Genomic DNA, 18,919 nt, shown 5'->3' on the forward strand with positions numbered 1-18,919 from the left:
AAGCAATGAAATCTCCCTGGAGAGAGGCAGAATGAAGCTTGCAAATCCCCATCTCGACCATTTTTCGAGCTTGGTCGCGATGTTCTTCGACCGTGCGGGGCGCGGCGGCGAAGATCCCTTCCTGTGGCGCAAGGCCGATCGCGCCTGGCACCCGCTCAGCTGGCGGCAGGTCGCCAACCAGGTGGCGGCGCTCGCGCACAATTTGCGCGAACTCGGGCTCAAGGACGGCGACCGGGTGGTGCTCGTCAGCGAGAACCGTCCCGAATGGTGCATCGCCGACCTCGGCATCATGGCCGCGGGCTGCATCACCGTCCCGACTTATACGACCAACACCGAGCGCGACCATCAGCACATCCTCGACAACAGCGGCGCCAAGGCGGTGATCGTTTCGACTGCGAAGCTTGCGCGCACGCTGATGCCCGCGGTGATGCGCTCCGAGGCGCATATCGTGATCAGCATGGAAAGCCTGCGCGTCGGCCAGCAGGGCGAGGTCGCGGTCCACGATTGGGATCCGCTCGTGCAGGGCGGCGAGGCGTGGCTTGAGGAAACGAAAGCACGCGGCGCCGCAATGAAGCGCGAAGATACCGCGTGCCTCATCTACACCAGCGGCACCGGCGGCGCACCGCGCGGCGTGATGCAGCATCATGGCGCGATCCTGCACAATGCCGCGGGCGCGGCGGAAGTGCTCGTCAACGATTTCGGCATCGGCGACGAAGAGGTGTTCCTCTCCTTCCTGCCATTGAGCCACGCCTATGAACATTCGGGCGGCCAGTTTTTGCCGATCATGGTGGGCGCGCAAATCTATTACAGCGAAGGCCTCGAAAAGCTCGTCTCGAACATCGAGGAAACCCGCCCGACGATCATGGTCGTCGTGCCGCGCCTGTTCGAGGTGATCCGGGCGCGGATGATCAAGTCGGTCGAGAAGCAGGGCAAGCTCGCCAACTGGATGCTGAACCAGGCGCTGCGCGTCGGCGAAAAGGATTATGAGCGGCGGATGGGCATCCTCGACCGCCCCGTCGACCTGATTCTCGACAAATTGTTCCGGCCCAAGATCGGCAAGCGCTTCGGCGGGCGGATGAAGGCGCTGGTGTCGGGCGGCGCGCCGCTCAACCCCGAAATCGGCGTCTTTTTCCACTCGATCGGGCTGACCCTGCTGCAAGGCTATGGCCAGACCGAGGCCGGACCGGTGATCAGCTGCAATCGCCCCAGCGCCGGGATCAAAATGGACACCGTCGGCCCGCCGCTGATGAACACAGAGGTCAAGATCGCCGACGACGGCGAAATCCTCGTGCGCGGCGAACTGGTGATGAAGGGCTATTGGCGCAACAAGGCCGAGACCGAGCGCGTGCTCGTCGATGGGTGGCTGCACACGGGCGATATCGGGCATATCGACGACAAGGGCCGCATCGTCATCACCGACCGCAAGAAGGACCTGATCGTCAACGACAAGGGCGACAATGTCTCGCCGCAGCGCGTCGAGGGCATGCTGACGCTCCAGCCCGAGATTTTGCAGGCGATGGTCTATGGCGACAAGCGCCCGCATCTCGTCGGCATCCTCGTCCCCGATCCCGAATGGATGGCTGAATGGGCCGAGGCCGAAGGCTTGCCCAAGGATCTCGAGCGCCTCCGCGAGCATGAAAAATTCCGCGCCGCGCTGCGCGCTGCGGTCGACCGCGTCAACGGCCAGCTTTCGGTGATCGAAAAGGTCCGCAAGTTCGACTTCGCCGACGAGCCCTTCACGATCGAGAATGAACAGATGACGCCGTCGATGAAGATTCGCCGCCATATCCTGCGGCAGGTCTACGCAGACAAGATCGCCGCGCTTTACAGGGCGTGATCATCAGAGCAGGCGGGGGTGCGACCCGAAGAGCTCGGCGCAAACCGGACCCCGCCTGCGACTGAACCAATGGCTCAGCCTTTGTCCCCCGCCGGTTTGCGATAGGGGACGAATTCACCGAAAACGCATGTCGGTCCGCGAATGCCGCTCGACCGGTCGACGAGATGGAAGAAATCGCCGGCGCAGGTCGACGACCCGAACTGGCGCACGACCATGATGTCGCTGTCGCGCGCAAGGCCCGGGCAGCTGCTCCGGAGGTCGTTGCGGTAAACGAGGTTGCCGCCCGACCGGTACAGCAGGATATTGTCCGACACGCGGATCGTGTCGCTGCTGCGATAATTGGGCAGGCATTTGACCGGCTCGCCGGGGACCTTGCCCGCGAGCTGCTTGTCGAGCTGTTCAGCCTGTTTCGGGGTCAGCGCCGCCGCGCCGGGCTCACCCGATCCGGCGGGCGCGCAGCCGGCGACCAGCGGCACGGCCGCGGTCAACAGCGCGGCGGCCATCAGGTTCAGCTTCGCCATGAAAATGCTCCTTGTGATCGGCCAATATGGCCGGGACAGATGAATGGGCGCTGAAGCGGCATTATGCCGCATCCTTGAGCGCGCGGATACGGCCGAGTTCGGCCGCGTTAGGCGCGCGGAGAAAGGGGTTCGTCGCGCGTTCTTCGCCGATGCTCGTCGGCACCGTCGCCTCGCCCGCGGCGCGCGCCGCCTCGACCGCCGCCAGCCGCGCCGCGAGCGCGTCGTTCTGCGGGTCGACCGTCACCGCGAAGCGCGCGTTCGACAGCGTATATTCGTGCGCACAGTAGACGCGCGTCGCATCGTTGAGCGTGCCGAGCTTCTGCATGTTCGCGAACATCTGTTCGGCAGTGCCTTCGAACAGGCGGCCGCAGCCCATCGCGAACATCGTGTCGCCGACGAAGATCGCGGCATCGGCCGCAAAATGATAGGCGATATGCCCCGCGGTATGTGCGGGCATGTCCCAGACATCCGCGACATGCGCGCCGAGCCGGACCGTATCGCCGCCCTTCACCTGCACATCGAGCGTCGGGATGCGTGCGAACTCGGCGGCGGGGCCGGTGATCGTGCAGCCGGTCGCTTCCTTGATCGCCGCATTGCCCCCGGTGTGGTCGGGGTGCCAGTGGGTGTTCCAGATATCGGTGATCGTCCAGCCGCGCGCCGTAGCGGCTTCGAGCACGGGCTCGGCGACTGCCGGATCGACGACCATCGTCGCCTTGCTTTCGGGGTCATGGACCAGCCAGACATAATTGTCGCTGAGAACGGGAATACGGATGATGTCCAGCGCAGCCATGATATCTCCTTTCCAGCGTCTCGCCCTTTCAAGACGGAGCGGAGGCGCCGGGGCCTTGATCCGCCTGCTCAGCTCAGAAGGGCGTCATAACCCTGTGCGTTGAACTCGATCAGGCAGAATCCATTGCCGAACGGGTCGGCGAACATCGCCTGTCTGCCATAGGCGAGGTCCAATGTCTCGCCCTCCTGCACCGCGCCCGCGGCGACGGCTCTCGCGATCGCGGTATCGAGGCCGGTGACCGAAAAGTCGGGATGCACCGGCGTCCAGTGGCGGTTATACCGGCGAAAATCGTCGCCCCCGGGGCCGATCGCCGACCCCGCGGGCTTGCGGATCAGATAGATGGGAACGTCGCTGCCGAGCAGTTCGACGATGTCGTCGTCGAAACGGCGCCCGACGGTCAGGTCCAGCGCCGCGGTGTAAAAATGCTCGGCCTTGGCAAGGTCGGGCACGTCGATGTTGATCAACAGGCCCGGCATCGTGCGGCTCCTACCAGGCGCCCGTGTTGGGCATTGATGCCCAGGGTTCCTGTGGCGGCAGATTGCCTTCCTGCAACAGTTCGACCGAAATGCCGTCGGGCGAGCGTACGAACGCCATATGGCCGTCGCGCGGCGGGCGGTTGATCGTCACCCCGGCGTCCATCAGCCGCTGGCACGTCGCATAGATGTCGTCGACGCGGTACGCGAGATGTCCGAAATTGCGCCCGCCCGCATATTCCTCGGGCGCGCTGCCGTCGGCGGGCGGCCAGTTATAGGTCAGCTCGACCTCGGCCACGTCACCCTGTCCGGGGGCGGCGAGGAAGATGAGGGTGAAGCGTCCCTGCTCGCTGTCGAAACGGCGCGTTTCTTCGAGCCCGATCAGCTTGAAGAAGGCGACGGTGGCTTCGGGATCCGACACGCGGATCATCGTGTGAAGATATTTGATCATCCGCCTATATTAGGCGCGAAGGGCGCGTCCTTCAAACGCTTCGAACAGGAATAGGAATTCGTCCGGCACCGGCGCCGGTGCGCCCTGCGCCTCGGCGACATGGACGTTGATGAGCTGCCCGCTGGCGCGCAGGTCGTCTTTCCCCGCGCCGTGCAGTTCGAACAGGAACGTCATCGAGCTTTTGCCGACGCGCGCGGCGCGCACGCAAATGTCGATCTCTTCGTCGAGCAGGATCGGGACCTTGTAATCGACTTCGGCGCGCGCGACGTGAAACTCGGGGCTGCTATTGGCCTGCCACCGTTCGTAAACGCCCGCGGCGCGCCAATATTCGGTGATCCCGATGTCGAAATATTCAAGATAACGGCTGTTGAACACAACGGCCTGCGCATCGATCTCGGCATAACGGACGCGCTTCTTGACGCTGAATTTGAAATCGCTGCGAGCCATGGTGTTCCCCTAGTTCGTCGCGAGCCGCGCGACGGTATCGATCAGCAGCGCGATATCGGTGTCGCGCGACAGGCGGTGGTCGCCGCCTTTGACGAGCGTGACCTGTACATCCGCGCTCGCCAGCGCGGCAGAAAGCCGGAGGCTGATGGCGGGCGGCACGTCGCCATCCTCGTCGCCGTGGAGCAGGCGGACGGGGCAGGCGAGGGGGATTTCGCTTGTCAGCAGGCGGTTCGCTTCGCCCGACTGGAAGAAACCGCGCGTCGTCATATAGGGCTGGTCGCTGTACGGCGTTTCCTCGACCAGCGCGCCCTCGGCAAGGATGATCGCCTTCTCGGCTTCGCTGAAGCCCCAGTCGGTGAAATCGGGCGCTGCCGCGATCCCGACGAGTCCCGCGACGCGGCCCGGCCCGTCGCGCTGTACAAGCGCCAGCGCGGTGAGCAGCATCAGCCACCCGCCCATTGACGATCCGACGATCAGGGCCGGCCCTTCGACCTTCGCATCGATCAGGTCGAGCACGTCGCCGCGCCAGTCGAGCAAGGTCTGTTCGGCGAAGAGTCCATCCGACAGCCCGCATCCTGCGTAGTCGAGGAGCAGGCAGGCGTGGCCTTCCGCGGCTGCCCAATCGAACAGCGCGGTCGCCTTGCCGCCTGCCATGTCGGACATGTAACCGGGCAGGAAGACGATCGTCGGCCCTGCGCCCGGCGTATGACGATGGGCGAGCCGCGGACGGCCCGAACGGTCGAGGTAATCGGGGACGGTCTCCACCGGGATCAGATGACCCAGTCGATCGTGCTCATCTGCATCACGGCCTGCCCCTTGGCGCGCCGCTTTTCGACCATGATGTGGTTGAGTCGCTGGATCGTGTCACTGCCCGTCGTGATGCACCAGCCGGGGACGACCGCGTGGACGAGCGCGCAAAGGCCGCCATAGATCATCGTGACGCCGAATTTCGACGCGACGCCGAAATGCTCGATGTAATTTTCATCGACGCTCTTCGGGTGGTCGACAAACAGGCGCTTGAACATGGGGACGGCTCCTTTCCGGCTGGCCGTCGCCCTAGCGGGCGAGGTCCGTTGCCGCAAGACCGGCGCGCCGATCCGTCCGATTATTGCTCTCGCAGGAAGATGTCCTCGATCGGCAGGCCAAAGACATCCGCGATACGGAAGGCGAGCGGCAGCGACGGGTCGTATTTGCCCGTCTCGATCGCATTGACCGACTGGCGCGACACCTGCAGCCGCTCGGCAAGATCGCCCTGGCTCCAGTCGCGTTCGGCGCGCAGGACTTTCAGGCGGTTCTTCATGTCCGGTCGGCGCGCCGTTCGGCCGACGCCATGATCATCTGGCCCAGCCCCAGGCCGATCGCCCAGACCGGCACGACCCACCATGCGGGCACATGCGGGGCGACGCCGAACGTTTCCAGAAAGCCCCACAGCGTTCCGGCCAGAAGGACGAGTGCGAGTCCGATCAGGGCGGCGCTCGTCTGGCGATAGCGCAGATATTCATCCTCTTCCTCGACGACATAACGCGCCAGCACCCACACGAAGAAGAGCATCGGTGCCGATGGCAGCACGGCGATCCCCCATAGCAGCGCGCCTTGCGGGTGGAGGTAGTTGCGAACGGTCATAGCTATGCCCAGGCACAGGACATAGCTGAGGGACCAGATCAGCATGCGCCGATTATATCGCCGCGTCGCCGGCGATAGCGCGCCTGCAGCGGCCTGCCGATTGTTCGCCGCCTTCGTGAGGGGAAAGAGAAGCAGCGTCGCCGCTGCGACAAAGGGTAGCGAACTCCAGCCGCCCAGAAAGCCGCGATGTTCGAAATAGGCGATCGCGCACAACGCCAGCGCGAAGGCGCCCGCCCACAACCCCGGCTGGCGACCCGCGAAGCCGGTTTCAACTTTTGCAGCCTTTTCGGGCATGTCAAACTTCCTCATCTAAAAGACAAGGGAGCTTTACATTGCTTCCGGCGGTAGAGTCAAGTTTCATTTACATAATGACAAGGGTGCTGTTTTGGCTATCGGCGGCTCGGCCATCCGATGCGGACGAGCGTTTCGTCGGGATCGGAGAGCGCGAACTCGTACATGCCCCATGGCTTGTGCGTCGGTGCCTTCACCGGGCCGAGGATCGCGTCGCGCACGCGCTCGGCCAGTTCGTCGACCTGTTCGCTGTAAAGATAGAGGCCGAAGGGATTCTGATCGCGTTCGGGCCAGGTCGGGCCCAATTCATTGGTCAGGTGAAGCTGCCATCCCTTACCGTCTTCGAGCAGGCGGTACGTACCATAGTCGCTGACGACCGACAGGCCGAGCCGTTCATAAAAGGCGGTACTGGCTTCGAGGTCGCTGCACGGCAGGATCGCGGCGATGTGGTGGGGCGGGGCGTCGGTCATGCCGGCAGCTTATGCCCGCCGCTCCGGTGACGCCAGCGCCAGTTGACGAGATGCGCGGCGGCGAGCGTCAGCGCGCCGACCGAGGTCAGCAGGCGGTCGGCGGCCTCGGGATCGGCGGCGGCGATCCACCCCTCGTGCGCGGACAGGCCCAGTGCGAGGAGGCCCAGCCCGATGGTCGCGAGCGCTGCGGGCGCGATCCGCCGATGCTGTCTCCACCCATCGCGCATCGCGATCGCGGCTGCGGGCAAGGCCAGCAGCAATATCGCCGCATGAACCCCCTCGGGCAGCGCGATCCATCGGCTCAGCGCGGGCGCGAGCAGGAGGACGAGCGGCAGCGCGAGGCAGTGGAGCAGGCAGGTAAAGGACAGGGCAAGCCCCGTCAGGTCGGCAAGGCGCGGGCGCGCGGCGGGGAGGCACATAGGGTTTCTTTCGCGGGAGGGGCTCGCATGCCAGATAATGATACATTATATCATTGCAAGTCCTGTTGTGAATCCGCCCCTTGCCGCCCATATCGCATGCTGGCAAAGGGGCGCTGTTTTACCCCGCCAGAAAGGCCAGTTTTTCGATGTCCCAGATGATCCGCGTCACCCTTCCCGATGGCTCTGCCCGTGAAGTCGTGCGCGGCACTACCGCGGCGCAGATCGCGGCCGACATCGGACCCGGCCTTGCGAAGGCCGCGCTTGCCGCAAAGATCGACGGCGAGCTGCGCGATATCATGCGCCCGCTCGAGGAAGACACGAACCTCGCGCTGGTGACGAGCCGCGACGAGGCCGACGCGCTCGAACTCTTTCGCCACGACTATGCCCACGTCCTCGCCGAGGCGGTGCAGAACCTCTTCCCGGGCACGCAGATCACCTTCGGTCCGTCGACGAACGACGGCTTCTATTACGACTTCGCGCCGACCGCCGAGCATGGTCCGTTCCGCGACGACGAACTGCCGCTGATCGAGGAGGAGATGCGCAAGATCATCGCCGCCGACCTGCCGCTGACGCGCGAGGTCTGGGAGCGCGACAAGCTGATCGCCAAATGGGCTGCCGAGGGCGAGAGCTTCAAGGCCGAGTGGGCCGCCGAACTGCCGCAGGGCGAGGAACTCACCGTCTATCGCAGCGGCGAAGGGTGGATGGACATGTGCCGCGGCCCGCACCTCGCCTCGACGGGCAAGCTCGACCCCGCGGCGTTCAAGCTGACGCGCGTGTCGGGCGCCTATTGGCGCGGCGACCAGAAAAATGCGCAGCTCAGCCGCATCTACGGCACCGGCTGGCTCAACAAGAAGCAGCTCGCCGAACATCTCGTCCGGCTGGAGGAAGCCGCGAAGCGCGACCACCGCAAGATCGGGCGCGAGATGGACCTGTTCCACCTGCAGGAAGAGGCGCATGGCAGCGTCTTCTGGCATCCCAAGGGCTATCGCATCTATCGCGAGCTCGAAGCCTATATGCGCCGCGCGATCGACGGTTCGGGCTATCAGGAGGTCAAGACCCCGCAGGTGATGGACGCGCGCCAGTGGGAGCAGTCGGGTCACTGGGGCAAATATCGTGAGAATATGTTCGTCATCCCAGACGAGGTGCCGAATATCGAGGACGAAGGCCCGATCGTTTCCGACGACGCCGAGTGGATGGCGCTGAAGCCGATGAACTGCCCCGCACACGTCCTGATCTTCCGTCAGGGCATGAAGTCGTACCGCGACCTGCCGCTGCGCATGGCCGAAATGGGCTGCTGTCACCGCAACGAGCCGCACGGCGCGCTGCACGGCATCATGCGCGTGCGCCAGTTCACACAGGACGACGGCCATATCTTCTGCCGCGAGGACCAGATCGTCGAGGAGGTACGCGATTTCTGCGCGCTGCTCGACCGCGTCTACAAGCAGCTCGGCTTCGAAAAATATGCGGTGAAGCTCGCGCTGCGCCCCGACATGCGCTTCGGCACCGACGAGATGTGGGACAAGGCCGAGGCCGAGCTCCGCGAAGCCGTCGAACGCGCGGGCATGGCGAACGACGATTATGGCTGGGAAGAACTGCCGGGCGAGGGCGCCTTCTATGCGCCCAAGCTCGAATTCCACCTGACCGATGCGATCGGCCGGACGTGGCAATGCGGGACGATCCAGTCCGACCGCGTGATGCCCGAACGCCTCGATGCGAGCTATATCGGCGAGGACGGCGAGCGCCACCGTCCGGTGATGCTCCACCGCGCGATCCTCGGTACCTACGAGCGCTTCATCGGCATTTTGATCGAGCATTTCGCGGGCCGCTTCCCGACGTGGCTGGCGCCGGTGCAGGCGGTTGTCGCGACGATCGTCAGCGACGCCGACGATTATGCGAAGGACGCAGTGGCGCAGCTTGTCGCGGCGGGCATCCGCGCCGAAAGCGACGTTCGCAACGAAAAGATCAACTACAAGGTGCGCGAACACAGCCTCGCCAAGGTCCCCTACCTGCTTGTCGTCGGCAATCGCGAGGCCGAGGAAGGCACCGTCGCGATCCGCACGCTCGGGCAGGACGGCCAGCGCATCATGCCGCTCGCCGAAGCGATCGCGATGCTGAAGGGTGAGGCGACCCCGCCCGATTTGCGCGCCGGGTGAACGGGCTGCAACAGCTGGTCGGCCTCGCGCCGCTCACCATTGCGGGCGCGGCGGCGATGACCTTTGGCGCTGCCTATGTGCGCGGGCTCACCGGCTTCGGCATGGCGATCATTCTTGTGCCCCTGCTCGGGCTGATCATTGCACCCGGCGAGGCGGTGGTGCTCGGCATCCTGCTGCAGTTGCTCATCGGGCCGGTCGGCATTCGCATCATCATGGCCGACGCCGACCGCGCGACCGCGGTGCCGATCGCGCTGCTTGCGATGGTGACGACGCCGCTCGGCATGGTCGCACTCGACGCGACGACGCCCGATGTCGCGCGGTTGCTGATCACGCTCGTCGCGGTCGGGGCGTTCGTTGCAGTGCTGCTGCCCAAGCAGCCCGAGGGGCATCGCCCCGGGCGCGCCGCAGTGGCGGTCACGGGCATTTCGTCCGGCATCCTTACCGGCTTCGCCGCGATGCCGGGCCCGCCGGTCGTGCCCTTTTACCTGCGCCGCCACCTCGAACCGAAAGTCGCGCGGGCGTCGATGCTGCTCATTTTCTTCGGCACCGCGATTGCAGGCACGCTCGCCGCGCTCTGGGTCGGGATCGCGACCTGGCGGCTCTTCCTGCTCGCGGCCCTGCTCTTCCTGCCGATGTGGTTCGGCAATTATTTCGGCGCGCGCGCCTTCGGCCGCGTGCCGCCGCATATCTGGCAGGCGATGGTCGCGGTCGTGCTCGGCGTCGCCGCGGTGTCGGCGGTCGTCCGTCTCCTGAACTAGAGGCTGCGGAGCGCTTGCGCGGGCTTCGCCGACAGCAACGGCCAACTTCCCGCGATCCCGATCAGGAAGGCGAGCCCCGCGCCGCCGACCAACGTCGCGCCGACGATGAACGGATCGGGCGCGAAGGTGAAGTCGAACAGGCTGACGACGACATAGCGCGCCGCAATCAGCCCGAGCCCGAGCGCGAGTATGGCGAGGATCGCCGCGAGCACGGCATATTCCATCGCCTGTGCGCCCAGTATCTGCCCGCGCGTCGCGCCGAGCAGCTTCAGGATAACGCTGTCGTAGACGCGCCGCTCACGGCTTGCGGCGATCGCGCCGATCAGCACCGCGATGCCGGCGAGGATCGCGATGCTCGCCGCCGCGGCGATCGCCTGGCTCATCTGGGTGAGCAGGGTCGTCACCTGGCTCACGACATCGCGCACCGCGATCAGCGACGCCGACGGTAAGGCGCGCGGGATGCTGCGCGCGAGTTCGACCTCGGCCTCGGGCCCGACCGCAACCGTCGCGACCATATTGTGCGGCGCGGCGTCGAAGGTGCCGGGCGAGAAGACGAGCACATAGTTGAGCCCGAAATTGTCCCAGCTCACGGTACGCGTGGATGCGACCTTCGCCTGCACCTCGACCCCCAGCACGTTGACCGACAGGGTATCGCCGATCTTCAGCCCCAGCGACGCTGCGACTTCCTCTTCGACGCTGACCAGCGGCGGGCCCTTGTAATCGGCCGCCCACCATTTCCCGCTGACTAGTTCGCTGCCGTTGGGCAGGACGGGGCTATAGGTCAGCCCGCGGTCGCCGCGCAGCACCCACGCGCCCTCGGGCAGTTCGGCAAGTTCGTCGACGCGTTGCCCGCGAAATTCGGTGACGCTGCCGCGCAGCGCGGGGATCATGTTGATCTGCGCGTCGGGCGCGGCCTTGGTCACCAGCGAACGGAACCCGGCCGCATCATCGCGCGGCACGTCGAGCACGAAAAAGCTCGGCGCGCGTTGCGGCACGGTGCGCGCAATCTCGGCGGTGATGCTCGTCTGGATCGCGGCAAGCGTGACGAACAGCGTCAGGCCGAGCCCCAGCGCCACGACCAGCGCCCCGGTTGCTGCGCCCGGCCGGTGCAGGTTTGCGAGGGCAAGGCGGAACAAGGGACGTTTCGGCCGCGGCAGGCGGCTCGCGGTGCGGCGCACCAGCCAGCCGAGCCCGACGAGGATCAGCAACAGGCCGACCGCCGCGCCGATGAAGCCCAAAGCGAACAAGGGTTCGCGCGCGGTGCCGACCGCGAGCGCAACGATCGCGAGGAAAGCAGCGGCGACGGCGGCCAACGCCGGCCGGTCGATCCGTGCTGCGCGGTCGACGGTCGCGCGGTAGAGCCCCGCAGCGGGCACATGTTTCGTCGCCGCGAGCGGCGGGAGCGCAAAGGCGATGGCGATGAGCAGGCCATAGGCTGCACTGACGGCGAGCGGCAGCGGATAGAGCGCGAAGCCCGGCCGCACCGGCAGCACGTCGCCCGCGATCGCGCCGATCGCTACGGGCGCAATCGCGCCGACGATCAGCCCGGCGAGGATCGATACCGCGGCGACCGCCAGTATCTGCAAGCCATAGATGCGCAGCACCGCGGCGCTGTCGGCGCCAAGCACCTTCAGCGTCGCGAGGCCGGGGCGCTTGCCCGCGAGATAGCTCGCGACGCCGTTGCCGACGCCGATGCCCGCGATCACCAGCGCGGCAAGGCCGACGAGCGACAGGAATTGCCCCATGCGTTCGATGAAACGTCGCGTTCCGGGGGCTCCGTTGCTGCTGTCGGTGATGTCCCAGCCGGCGTCGGGGAATTCGGCGGTCAGCGCCTTGCCGACCGCTTCGGGGTTCGCGCTGTCCGGCAGGCGGACGCGATATTTGCTTTCGTACAGGCTGCCCGGCTGGACGAGCTGCGTCGCGGGCAGGTCGGCGAGGCCGATGATCGCGACGGGGCCAAGGGTGAATCCTTCGCCGAGCCGGTCGGGTTCCTCGGCGATAATCCCGTCGATGCGGAAAATCTTGTCGCCGAACTTCACGCCGCCACCGACCTTGAGGTCGAGCCGCGACGCGAGATCCTTCCCGATCCAGATTCCGCCCGGCGGCGGCGGGCCTTTGCGCGCGCCGCTCTCCAGCCGCATCGTGCCATAGAGCGGATAGGCGGCGTCGACCGCCTTCAATTCGGACAGTAGCGCATCGCCGCCCGGCGCATTCGCCATCGCGCGCATCCGGATCGTCGCCGACGGCGTGCCTACGCGGCGGAAGCCCGCCATTTCGTCGGCGGTCGCTTCACGCTGCGGCAGGCTGAATTCGACGTCTCCGCCGAGGATCGTCTGCCCGCGCACTTCGAGTTCGGAGGTGATGCCGCTCGTCAGGCTGCCGATCGCGGCGAGCGTCGCCACGCCGAGGAACAGACAGACGGCGAGGAGGCGCAGGCCCCGGATGCGCGTCGCGAGGTCGCGGCGCGCGATCCGCCAGAGCGCGGCGAGCGGGAGCACCTAGGCGGCCCGCTCTTCGATCTTGCCGTCGTGCATCACGACGACGCGGTCGCAATGTTCGGCGAGTTCGGGATCGTGGGTGATGATCAGCAAGGTCGCACCGAGTGCGGCGCTGCGCGCGAAGATCAGGTCGATGATCGCGTGGCCGGTCGCGGTGTCGAGATTGCCCGTCGGCTCGTCGGCAAAGATGATCGCGGGCGAACTCGCCATCGCGCGCGCGATGGCGACGCGCTGTTGCTCGCCGCCCGACAGCTGCGCGGGATAATGGGTGAGGCGATGACCGAGGCCGACGGCTTCGAGTTCGGCGGCGGCGCGTCCGAACGGGTCGGCTATTCCTGCGAGTTCGAGCGGCACGGCGACATTTTCGAGCGCGGTCATCGTCGGGAGCAGGTGGAACGCCTGCAACACGATGCCGATCCGGCCGCGGCGTGCGCGGGCGAGGTCGTCCTCGTCCATCGTCGCAAAGTCGAGTCCGGCAACGTTGATGCTGCCGCCGTTCGCGCGTTCGAGCCCGGCGAGAACCGCCATCAGCGAGCTTTTGCCCGACCCCGACGGGCCGAGCAGCGCGACCGAGGTTCCGGCTTCGACCTCGAGGTCGACGCCGCGTAAAATTTCAACCGGGGCCTTGTCGCTTCCGAGCGTGAGCGTCACATTGTGGGCGGCGATCGCCACGCTTGGCGATTGTCGTTGGGCGTCGGGCAAGGAAAGGACCCTTTGAAATGAGAACGGCCGGATGGCGCTCTTTCCTGATATATGGTTGCGCAATCGCGCTTTGCCAACCGCTCGCCGGGTGCGGATCGGCGGAAAACCCGCCGGCTTCGACCAACGACAAGGTCGCGGCGAAGGCGGCGCCCGCGATCCCCGCCGATGCGCCGCTCGTGATCGCATTCGGCGACAGCCTCTACGCGGGCTACCAGCTCGGCCCAAAGGAAGGGCTTGCACCACAATTGCAGGCCGCGCTCGCCGACGATGGCGTCGTCGCGCGCGTCCAGAATGCGGGCGTTTCGGGCGATACCACCGCCGCGGGGCGCCAGCGGCTGACCTATGTGCTCGACAATGCGAAGGCGAAGCCCGCGCTCGTCATCCTCGGGCTCGGCGGCAACGACATGTTGCGTGGCATCGGGCCCGACCAGACGCGCGCCAATCTCGACGCGATGCTCGCCGAACTCAAAAAGCGCGCAATCTCGGTGCTGCTTACCGGCATGATGGCCGCGCCCAATCTCGGCAGCGACTATGCGAAGAAGTTCAACCCCATCTATCCCGAGCTCGCGGCGAAATACGGCGTGAGCTTCTATCCCTTCATCCTCGACAATGTCGTCACCGACAAGGCGCTGATGCTCGGCGACAACATGCATCCCAATGCCAAGGGGGTGAAGATCGTTGCAGAGGGACTGGCGCCGCTGGTCGAACAGGCGCTGCCGAATACGGGCTAGCTCGCGCGCGGTCCGAACAGGATGATCGCCGCGCCGCCGAGGCACACGGCGACGCCGATCAGGTCCCAGCGGTCGGGTTTCGCACCCTCGACTGCCCACAGCCATGCCAGCGCCGCCACGATATAAACGCCGCCATAGGCCGCGTAAGTGCGCCCGGCATGTTCGGCGTCGACGAGCGTGAGCAGATAAGCGAACAGCGCCAGCGATGCCATTCCGGGGGCGAGCCACCACACCGGCTTGTCCATCCGCAGCCACGCCCAGAAAGCGAAGCAGCCTGCGATTTCAGCGAGCGCCGCGCCGATATATGCCCATGCCGTCATCGGTTCACCGTGGCGGGATCGCACACAAAAGAAAAGGGGCGACCGCGAGGCCGCCCCTTCCTGTTTCATCGCTGTCCGAAAAATCAGAAAGCGAAGCCGACGCCGACCGCGAAGGTGTCGAAGTCGCTGAAGTTCTCGATGAACTGGTGGCGATATTCGGCCTTGGCGTACAGGTTCTGGCCCAGCTTGTGCTGGTAGCCGGCACCGACATAGGGATCGTCGATCTGGCCGAAGGTGTAGCCGCCGTTGACATAGGCCTGGCCGTTGGCGCCGACCTTGGCACCGAGGCGGGCACCCGACGAGAACTGGACCTTGGCGCCGTCGATCAGCACCTTGTCGCCTGCGATTTCGGCGCCAGCGAATGCCGTCGAGCCCAGGTCGAAATCATAGCCGGCCGCGGCGCCAAGCGTGGCGTCGTCGAGGCCGCTGCCCGTGACATAGCCGCCGCGAACTTCGACGCGGCCTTCGCCCTGTGCCATGGCGGGGGTTGCAACGATGGCCGTCAGGAGAGCGGCTGCAACTGCGAATTTCTTCATTTTGTTATTCCTTCTTTCAAGTTCGGACACGCCCTTTGGGTCGCGACCTGTCCTCAAATTGGGGTTCGCTGCTGTCGCTGCAATGAATGGATCGTTCAGAATATGACAATTTTCTTACCTGTGTTGTTTTTGCAACACGGCATAGGTATGCGCCGGCGCCTCGAAACGCATTGCGGACGGAAATTTCGTGATGGCTAAGGGGGCGAATCGCCGCCGCGCGCGCAATTATCAGCCGAGCGCGGCCTGCTTTTCCTCGGCGATGCGGTCGAGCTCGGCGCGCGTCGGCTTGGTCGCCGCGCTCTTCAATTGCCCGCACGCGGCCATGATGTCGCGCCCGCGCGGGGTGCGCACCGGCGCCGAGATGCCGGCCTTGAAGATCAGGTTGCTGAACGCACGCACGCGCTCGGGCGTCGAGCATTCATAGGGCGCGCCCGGCCAGGGGTTGAAGGGGATCAGATTGACCTTCGCGGGCAGCTTGTATTGCTTGATCAGCCGGACGAGCTCGCGCGCGTCCTCGTCACTGTCATTCTTGTCCTTGAGCATCACATATTCAAAGGTGATGCGCCGCGCATTGTTCGCGCCGGGATAATCGGCGCACGCCTGCAGCAGCTCCTCGATGCCATATTTGCGGTTGAGCGGCACGATCTCGTCGCGGATTTCCTTCGACACCGCGTGCAGCGACACGGCAAGGTTGACGCCGATCTCTTCGCCCGCGCGCGCCATCATCGGGACGACGCCGCTCGTCGACAGGGTGATGCGGCGCTTCGACAGCGCCAGCCCGTCGCCGTCCATCACGATCTTGAGGGCGCCCTTGACCTCGTCGAAATTATACAGCGGTTCGCCCATGCCCATCATCACGATGTTGGTGAGCATCCGGCCGTCGGCGGTATAATGCCCGGCCTCGTCGTCATAGTCCTCGTCCTCGGGATCGGCGCCGAAGCCCGCCATCGTTCCCTTCGGCCATTCGCCGAGCGCATCGCGCGCGAGCAGCACCTGCCCGACGATCTCGCCTGCGCCGAGGTTGCGGACGAGGCGCATCGTGCCGGTGTGGCAGAAACGGCAGTTCAATGTGCAGCCGACCTGGCTCGACACGCACAAGGTTCCCCGGTCGGCGTCGGGAATGAAGACCATTTCATATTCCTGGCCGTCGGCGGCGGCGAGCAGCCACTTGCGCGTGCCGTCGTTCGACACCTGCGCTTCGCGTACCGTCGGGCGGCCGATGATGAAGCGGTCGGTCAGCCAGGGGCGCATCGTCTTGGCGATGTCGGTCATTGCCTCGAAATCGGTGACGCCGCGGTGATAGATCCAGTGCCAGATCTGCTTGGCGCGCAGCTTCGCACCCTTGGCGTCGAGCCCGGCTTCGACCAGCACCCCACCGATCGCGTCGCGCGTCAGCCCGACGAGGTCGATGCGGTTGCCGCCGCGCAAGGGAACGGTGCCCGTCGTGACGGGGTCGATATGGCCGGGAATCTGCATGATGCGCGGCCATATAGTGGCAAAGCGCCGTTTGCGCCAGCCCCGGCTGCAAACGGCCCTTTCCTTACCGTTACAGCGACTTCAGCATGGCCAGCACCTGCGGCACCGTCCCGCTCGCCTCGGCATTGCGCAGCGGGAGGACATTCTGCACCAGGATCTCTGCGGGCGTCGGCTCGGCCGCAAACAGCGCCATCACCTCGTCGGCGAAGTCGTCGAGCGGCATATAGCCCTCGCGCGTCGACTGGCCGGGGGTGAGGTCGGTACGCACTGCGGGCGGGGCGAGCTCGATCACCTCGACCTTGCCTTCGAGCTGGATGCGCAGCGCGACCGTATAGCTGTGCATCGCCGCCTTCGTCGCCGAATAGGTCGGCGCCTTGGGGAAGGGGACAAAGGCGAGGCCCGACGTCACATTGACGATCGCGCTGTCCGCCTGCGCCGCCAGATGGTCGACTAGCGCGTCGGTCAGCCGGATCGGCCCGAGGATGTTGGTGACGACGGTCGCTTCGGCCTGCGCGAGGTCGCGCTTCGCGCTTACGTCCTCGGCGTTCATGATACCGGCATTGTTGACCAGCACGTTGAGCGAGGGGAAGCGCGCCACCACCGCAACGGCAAAGGCCGCGATGGCATCCGGGTCGGTGACGTCGAGCGATACCGCGTGCATGTTCGGACGGCCGATGGTCGCTGCCGCCAGCTTGTCGGCGTTGCGCCCGGTTATGATCACCGTGTTGCCGGCGTCGTGCCAGCGCTGCGCGAGCGCCAGCCCGATGCCCGAACCTCCGCCGGTGACGAGGATGGTGTTGCCTGTGGTTTTCATGAGGGTCTCCTTCGGGGGTGGTGAGGAGATTTAGATATCCCTATACTCTCTAAAAGAAAGTAGGCACCCAAAAGTGCGATAGTTACCGAAAAGAGAGATTTGGATTTTCTGCCATGCCTGCCCCTCAGAAAAATGCCTATGATCCGGATGCGCCGGTCGATCCGCGCGTCGAAACGCTCGTCAACGAACTGATCGGCCGAGTCGCCGACAAATGGACGCTGCTCGTTCTCGAAGAGCTGGAGGATCATGGCACCTGCCGGTTCACCGAATTGGGGCGGCGCGTTCCCGGCATCAGCCAGAAGATGCTGACGCAGACGCTGCGCCAGATGGAGCGTGACGGGCTGCTCGTGCGGACAGTGCATCCGGTCGTCCCGCCCAAGGTCGAATATTGCCTGACAGAGCTCGGCCACAGTCTGGGTGAGGCCTTCTGCGGCGTCTGGGTCTGGGCGGAGGCCAATCTGGAAAAGGTGGCAAGGGCGCGGATGGCGTTCGACGCGCGGGATTGAGGCCGGTAAATTTGCGTTTTCCGCTAATGATTGCGGATATGCTCTCCGCGAGCCTCCGGCCGGTGAGCCAACATCAATTTTGGGGAGGCCTGGCGCCTCGCATCCAGTCGGGCGCGCTAGGCGGAGGAACGAAAACGCTACAGCTGCCGCGTTCGTCGATTATGGTCTTTTCGTTGTAAGTGACCAACCGTCGATAGGTTAGCGACCGGCGATTTATGACATAGCCCCCCTTGAACGTGTCCGGCCAATTGTCGGGGAACGCTACATTGTCCCCAATGAAATTGGCGCCGACCTCCCTCGTTCCTGTCGGAACGGGGTATCTCACCTTTCCCTCGCTTTCGACGAGAGTGAATGGTCCTGTAGCAAATGAGGCAGCCGGATCCGCCTGCTCCGACCGACAGTGCAGAACCATCTCGTTCGAGGCTGCGGCCAAGAGTAAGCCGAATATTATCATGGCTCCAAATAGCAAGCGGCCGGGATACGTCAAACGACGCGGTTCATCGCACGACGGCCGTTCGTCACGAACGGACCTTCCAACCTCCGGACGGTGCGAAACCCATAAGGAAAGCCGGGACCATGATCGTGCCCGAATCATGGCCCCGGCTTTGACGGGCCCTGCAACTTGGGTCCGCCGGTCAGTTGCGGATTGAACTGACCCGGATCGGCTCGTCGCGCGAAGCATTGGCGACCACGACATCGGCGTGCGCCGAGGCGACGCGCTTTGTGTCGCGGCGGCATTGCCGCACGTCATTCTTGCCCGCGATGTCGAAATCGGGCGCGGTGCCGCACACGGTGACGACGGCGCGCCAGATGCGGCGGTCCAGCGCCTTCGCGCCGTCCGCAGTCCGAAGGTCGAGGTCTTTGTGTGCGACCGCGACGCTCGGGTTCGCGGGTTCGGTTTGTGCCGATACGGGCTGGCCGATCGATACGGCAGCGAGGGCGGCGAGGATCAGAAGCTTTTGCATCTTGAGTCTCCATCGGCCGGCTAGGGAGGAGGGGAGGAAGCCGGTAAGACAGAAATAATCGATCGCCCGGAGCGACGGGAGCAACGATGTTGCGCGGCCATTCTGCAAAATTGCAGAATGAGGGCGGGGCCATTATGT

General features: G+C 65.3%; 23 protein-coding genes. 5 read left to right on the forward strand and 18 right to left on the reverse strand.

Going from position 1 to position 18,919, the window contains the following annotated elements:
* Positions 1–31 precede the first annotated feature (31 nt).
* Positions 32–1,837, forward strand: coding sequence for an AMP-dependent synthetase/ligase (locus tag ACIPPQ_RS04090; protein WP_446542917.1), 1,806 nt, complete (start codon positions 32–34; stop codon positions 1,835–1,837).
* Between the two features lie 74 nt (positions 1,838–1,911).
* Here the strand turns inward: ACIPPQ_RS04090 and ACIPPQ_RS04095 are convergent, their stop codons facing one another.
* The 11 genes from ACIPPQ_RS04095 to ACIPPQ_RS04145 form a co-directional block, all read right to left on the reverse strand.
* Positions 1,912–2,358 carry a hypothetical protein gene (locus ACIPPQ_RS04095; protein ID WP_327455247.1) on the reverse strand — a complete coding sequence of 149 codons (447 nt, stop codon included), beginning with the start codon at positions 2,356–2,358 and terminating at the stop codon, positions 1,912–1,914.
* 61 nt (positions 2,359–2,419) lie between these two features.
* Positions 2,420–3,148, reverse strand: a complete 729-nt coding sequence (gene gloB / locus ACIPPQ_RS04100; protein WP_446542918.1) for a hydroxyacylglutathione hydrolase — start codon at positions 3,146–3,148, stop codon at positions 2,420–2,422.
* A 68-nt stretch (positions 3,149–3,216) separates the two neighbouring features.
* Positions 3,217–3,624 (reverse strand): VOC family protein, encoded by a 408-nt coding sequence (locus ACIPPQ_RS04105; RefSeq protein ID WP_446542919.1) that lies wholly within the window; start codon positions 3,622–3,624, stop codon positions 3,217–3,219.
* Positions 3,625–3,634: 10 nt separating this feature from the next.
* A complete protein-coding gene (locus ACIPPQ_RS04110) occupies positions 3,635–4,072 on the reverse strand; it encodes a VOC family protein (protein WP_446542920.1) in 438 nt (145 codons plus the stop codon).
* Positions 4,073–4,081: 9 nt separating this feature from the next.
* Entirely contained in the window at positions 4,082–4,519 is a 438-nt protein-coding gene (locus tag ACIPPQ_RS04115) for an acyl-CoA thioesterase (RefSeq protein ID WP_446542921.1), read from the reverse strand.
* Positions 4,520–4,528: 9 nt separating this feature from the next.
* Positions 4,529–5,293, reverse strand: coding sequence for an alpha/beta fold hydrolase (locus ACIPPQ_RS04120; RefSeq protein WP_446543109.1), 765 nt, complete (start codon positions 5,291–5,293; stop codon positions 4,529–4,531).
* A complete protein-coding gene (locus ACIPPQ_RS04125; RefSeq protein ID WP_037511175.1) occupies positions 5,290–5,544 on the reverse strand; it encodes a DUF6356 family protein in 255 nt (84 codons plus the stop codon). Before ACIPPQ_RS04125 ends, ACIPPQ_RS04120 begins: the two co-directional genes overlap by 4 nt.
* Before the next feature lie 80 nt (positions 5,545–5,624).
* Positions 5,625–5,819 (reverse strand): helix-turn-helix transcriptional regulator, encoded by a 195-nt coding sequence (locus ACIPPQ_RS04130; protein ID WP_446542922.1) that lies wholly within the window; start codon positions 5,817–5,819, stop codon positions 5,625–5,627.
* On the reverse strand, positions 5,816–6,436 hold the full coding sequence (locus ACIPPQ_RS04135; protein ID WP_446542923.1) for a hypothetical protein: 621 nt from the start codon (positions 6,434–6,436) through the stop codon (positions 5,816–5,818). Before ACIPPQ_RS04135 ends, ACIPPQ_RS04130 begins: the two co-directional genes overlap by 4 nt.
* A gap of 95 nt (positions 6,437–6,531) precedes the next feature.
* The gene (locus ACIPPQ_RS04140) at positions 6,532–6,903 is read right to left on the reverse strand and encodes a VOC family protein (protein WP_446542924.1); all 372 of its coding nucleotides are present in this window, start codon (positions 6,901–6,903) and stop codon (positions 6,532–6,534) included.
* On the reverse strand, positions 6,900–7,322 hold the full coding sequence (locus ACIPPQ_RS04145) for a MerC family mercury resistance protein (protein ID WP_446542925.1): 423 nt from the start codon (positions 7,320–7,322) through the stop codon (positions 6,900–6,902). Before ACIPPQ_RS04145 ends, ACIPPQ_RS04140 begins: the two co-directional genes overlap by 4 nt.
* A 146-nt stretch (positions 7,323–7,468) precedes the next feature.
* Here ACIPPQ_RS04145 and thrS point away from each other — a divergent pair, with 146 nt between their 5' ends.
* Positions 7,469–9,475 carry a threonine--tRNA ligase gene (thrS, locus tag ACIPPQ_RS04150; RefSeq protein ID WP_446542926.1) on the forward strand — a complete coding sequence of 669 codons (2,007 nt, stop codon included), beginning with the start codon at positions 7,469–7,471 and terminating at the stop codon, positions 9,473–9,475.
* A complete protein-coding gene (locus tag ACIPPQ_RS04155) occupies positions 9,472–10,233 on the forward strand; it encodes a sulfite exporter TauE/SafE family protein (protein ID WP_446542927.1) in 762 nt (253 codons plus the stop codon). Before thrS ends, ACIPPQ_RS04155 begins: the two co-directional genes overlap by 4 nt.
* On the opposite strand, the gene ACIPPQ_RS04160 is transcribed toward ACIPPQ_RS04155, so the two are convergent.
* Both ACIPPQ_RS04160 and ACIPPQ_RS04165 read right to left on the reverse strand, forming a co-directional pair.
* Entirely contained in the window at positions 10,230–12,731 is a 2,502-nt protein-coding gene (locus ACIPPQ_RS04160; RefSeq protein ID WP_446542928.1) for an ABC transporter permease, read from the reverse strand. The two genes, ACIPPQ_RS04155 and ACIPPQ_RS04160, sit on opposite strands and share 4 nt — an antisense overlap.
* A complete protein-coding gene (locus ACIPPQ_RS04165) occupies positions 12,732–13,403 on the reverse strand; it encodes an ABC transporter ATP-binding protein (RefSeq protein ID WP_446542929.1) in 672 nt (223 codons plus the stop codon).
* A gap of 47 nt (positions 13,404–13,450) precedes the next feature.
* Between ACIPPQ_RS04165 and ACIPPQ_RS04170 the strand changes: the two genes are divergently transcribed.
* Positions 13,451–14,164, forward strand: a complete 714-nt coding sequence (locus ACIPPQ_RS04170; protein WP_446542930.1) for an arylesterase — start codon at positions 13,451–13,453, stop codon at positions 14,162–14,164.
* Here ACIPPQ_RS04170 and ACIPPQ_RS04175 read toward each other — a convergent pair.
* The 4 genes from ACIPPQ_RS04175 to ACIPPQ_RS04190 all read right to left on the reverse strand — a co-directional run bounded on the left by ACIPPQ_RS04175 (position 14,161) and on the right by ACIPPQ_RS04190 (position 17,310).
* Entirely contained in the window at positions 14,161–14,484 is a 324-nt protein-coding gene (locus ACIPPQ_RS04175) for a YnfA family protein (protein ID WP_446542931.1), read from the reverse strand. The genes ACIPPQ_RS04170 and ACIPPQ_RS04175 overlap by 4 nt on opposite strands.
* Before the next feature lie 83 nt (positions 14,485–14,567).
* The gene (locus ACIPPQ_RS04180) at positions 14,568–15,020 is read right to left on the reverse strand and encodes an outer membrane protein (protein WP_446542932.1); all 453 of its coding nucleotides are present in this window, start codon (positions 15,018–15,020) and stop codon (positions 14,568–14,570) included.
* 228 nt (positions 15,021–15,248) lie between these two features.
* Positions 15,249–16,496: a 23S rRNA (adenine(2503)-C(2))-methyltransferase RlmN gene (gene rlmN / locus ACIPPQ_RS04185; protein WP_446542933.1), complete on the reverse strand. Its 1,248-nt coding sequence runs from the start codon at positions 16,494–16,496 to the stop codon at positions 15,249–15,251.
* 70 nt (positions 16,497–16,566) lie between these two features.
* Positions 16,567–17,310 carry an SDR family oxidoreductase gene (locus tag ACIPPQ_RS04190; protein ID WP_446542934.1) on the reverse strand — a complete coding sequence of 248 codons (744 nt, stop codon included), beginning with the start codon at positions 17,308–17,310 and terminating at the stop codon, positions 16,567–16,569.
* Between the two features lie 113 nt (positions 17,311–17,423).
* Here ACIPPQ_RS04190 and ACIPPQ_RS04195 point away from each other — a divergent pair, with 113 nt between their 5' ends.
* A complete protein-coding gene (locus ACIPPQ_RS04195) occupies positions 17,424–17,816 on the forward strand; it encodes a winged helix-turn-helix transcriptional regulator (RefSeq protein ID WP_446542935.1) in 393 nt (130 codons plus the stop codon).
* Positions 17,817–18,451: 635 nt separating this feature from the next.
* Here ACIPPQ_RS04195 and ACIPPQ_RS04200 read toward each other — a convergent pair.
* A complete protein-coding gene (locus tag ACIPPQ_RS04200) occupies positions 18,452–18,781 on the reverse strand; it encodes a UrcA family protein (RefSeq protein ID WP_446542936.1) in 330 nt (109 codons plus the stop codon).
* Positions 18,782–18,919 lie beyond the last annotated feature (138 nt).

Source organism: Sphingopyxis sp. LARHCG72 (assembly GCF_052871675.1).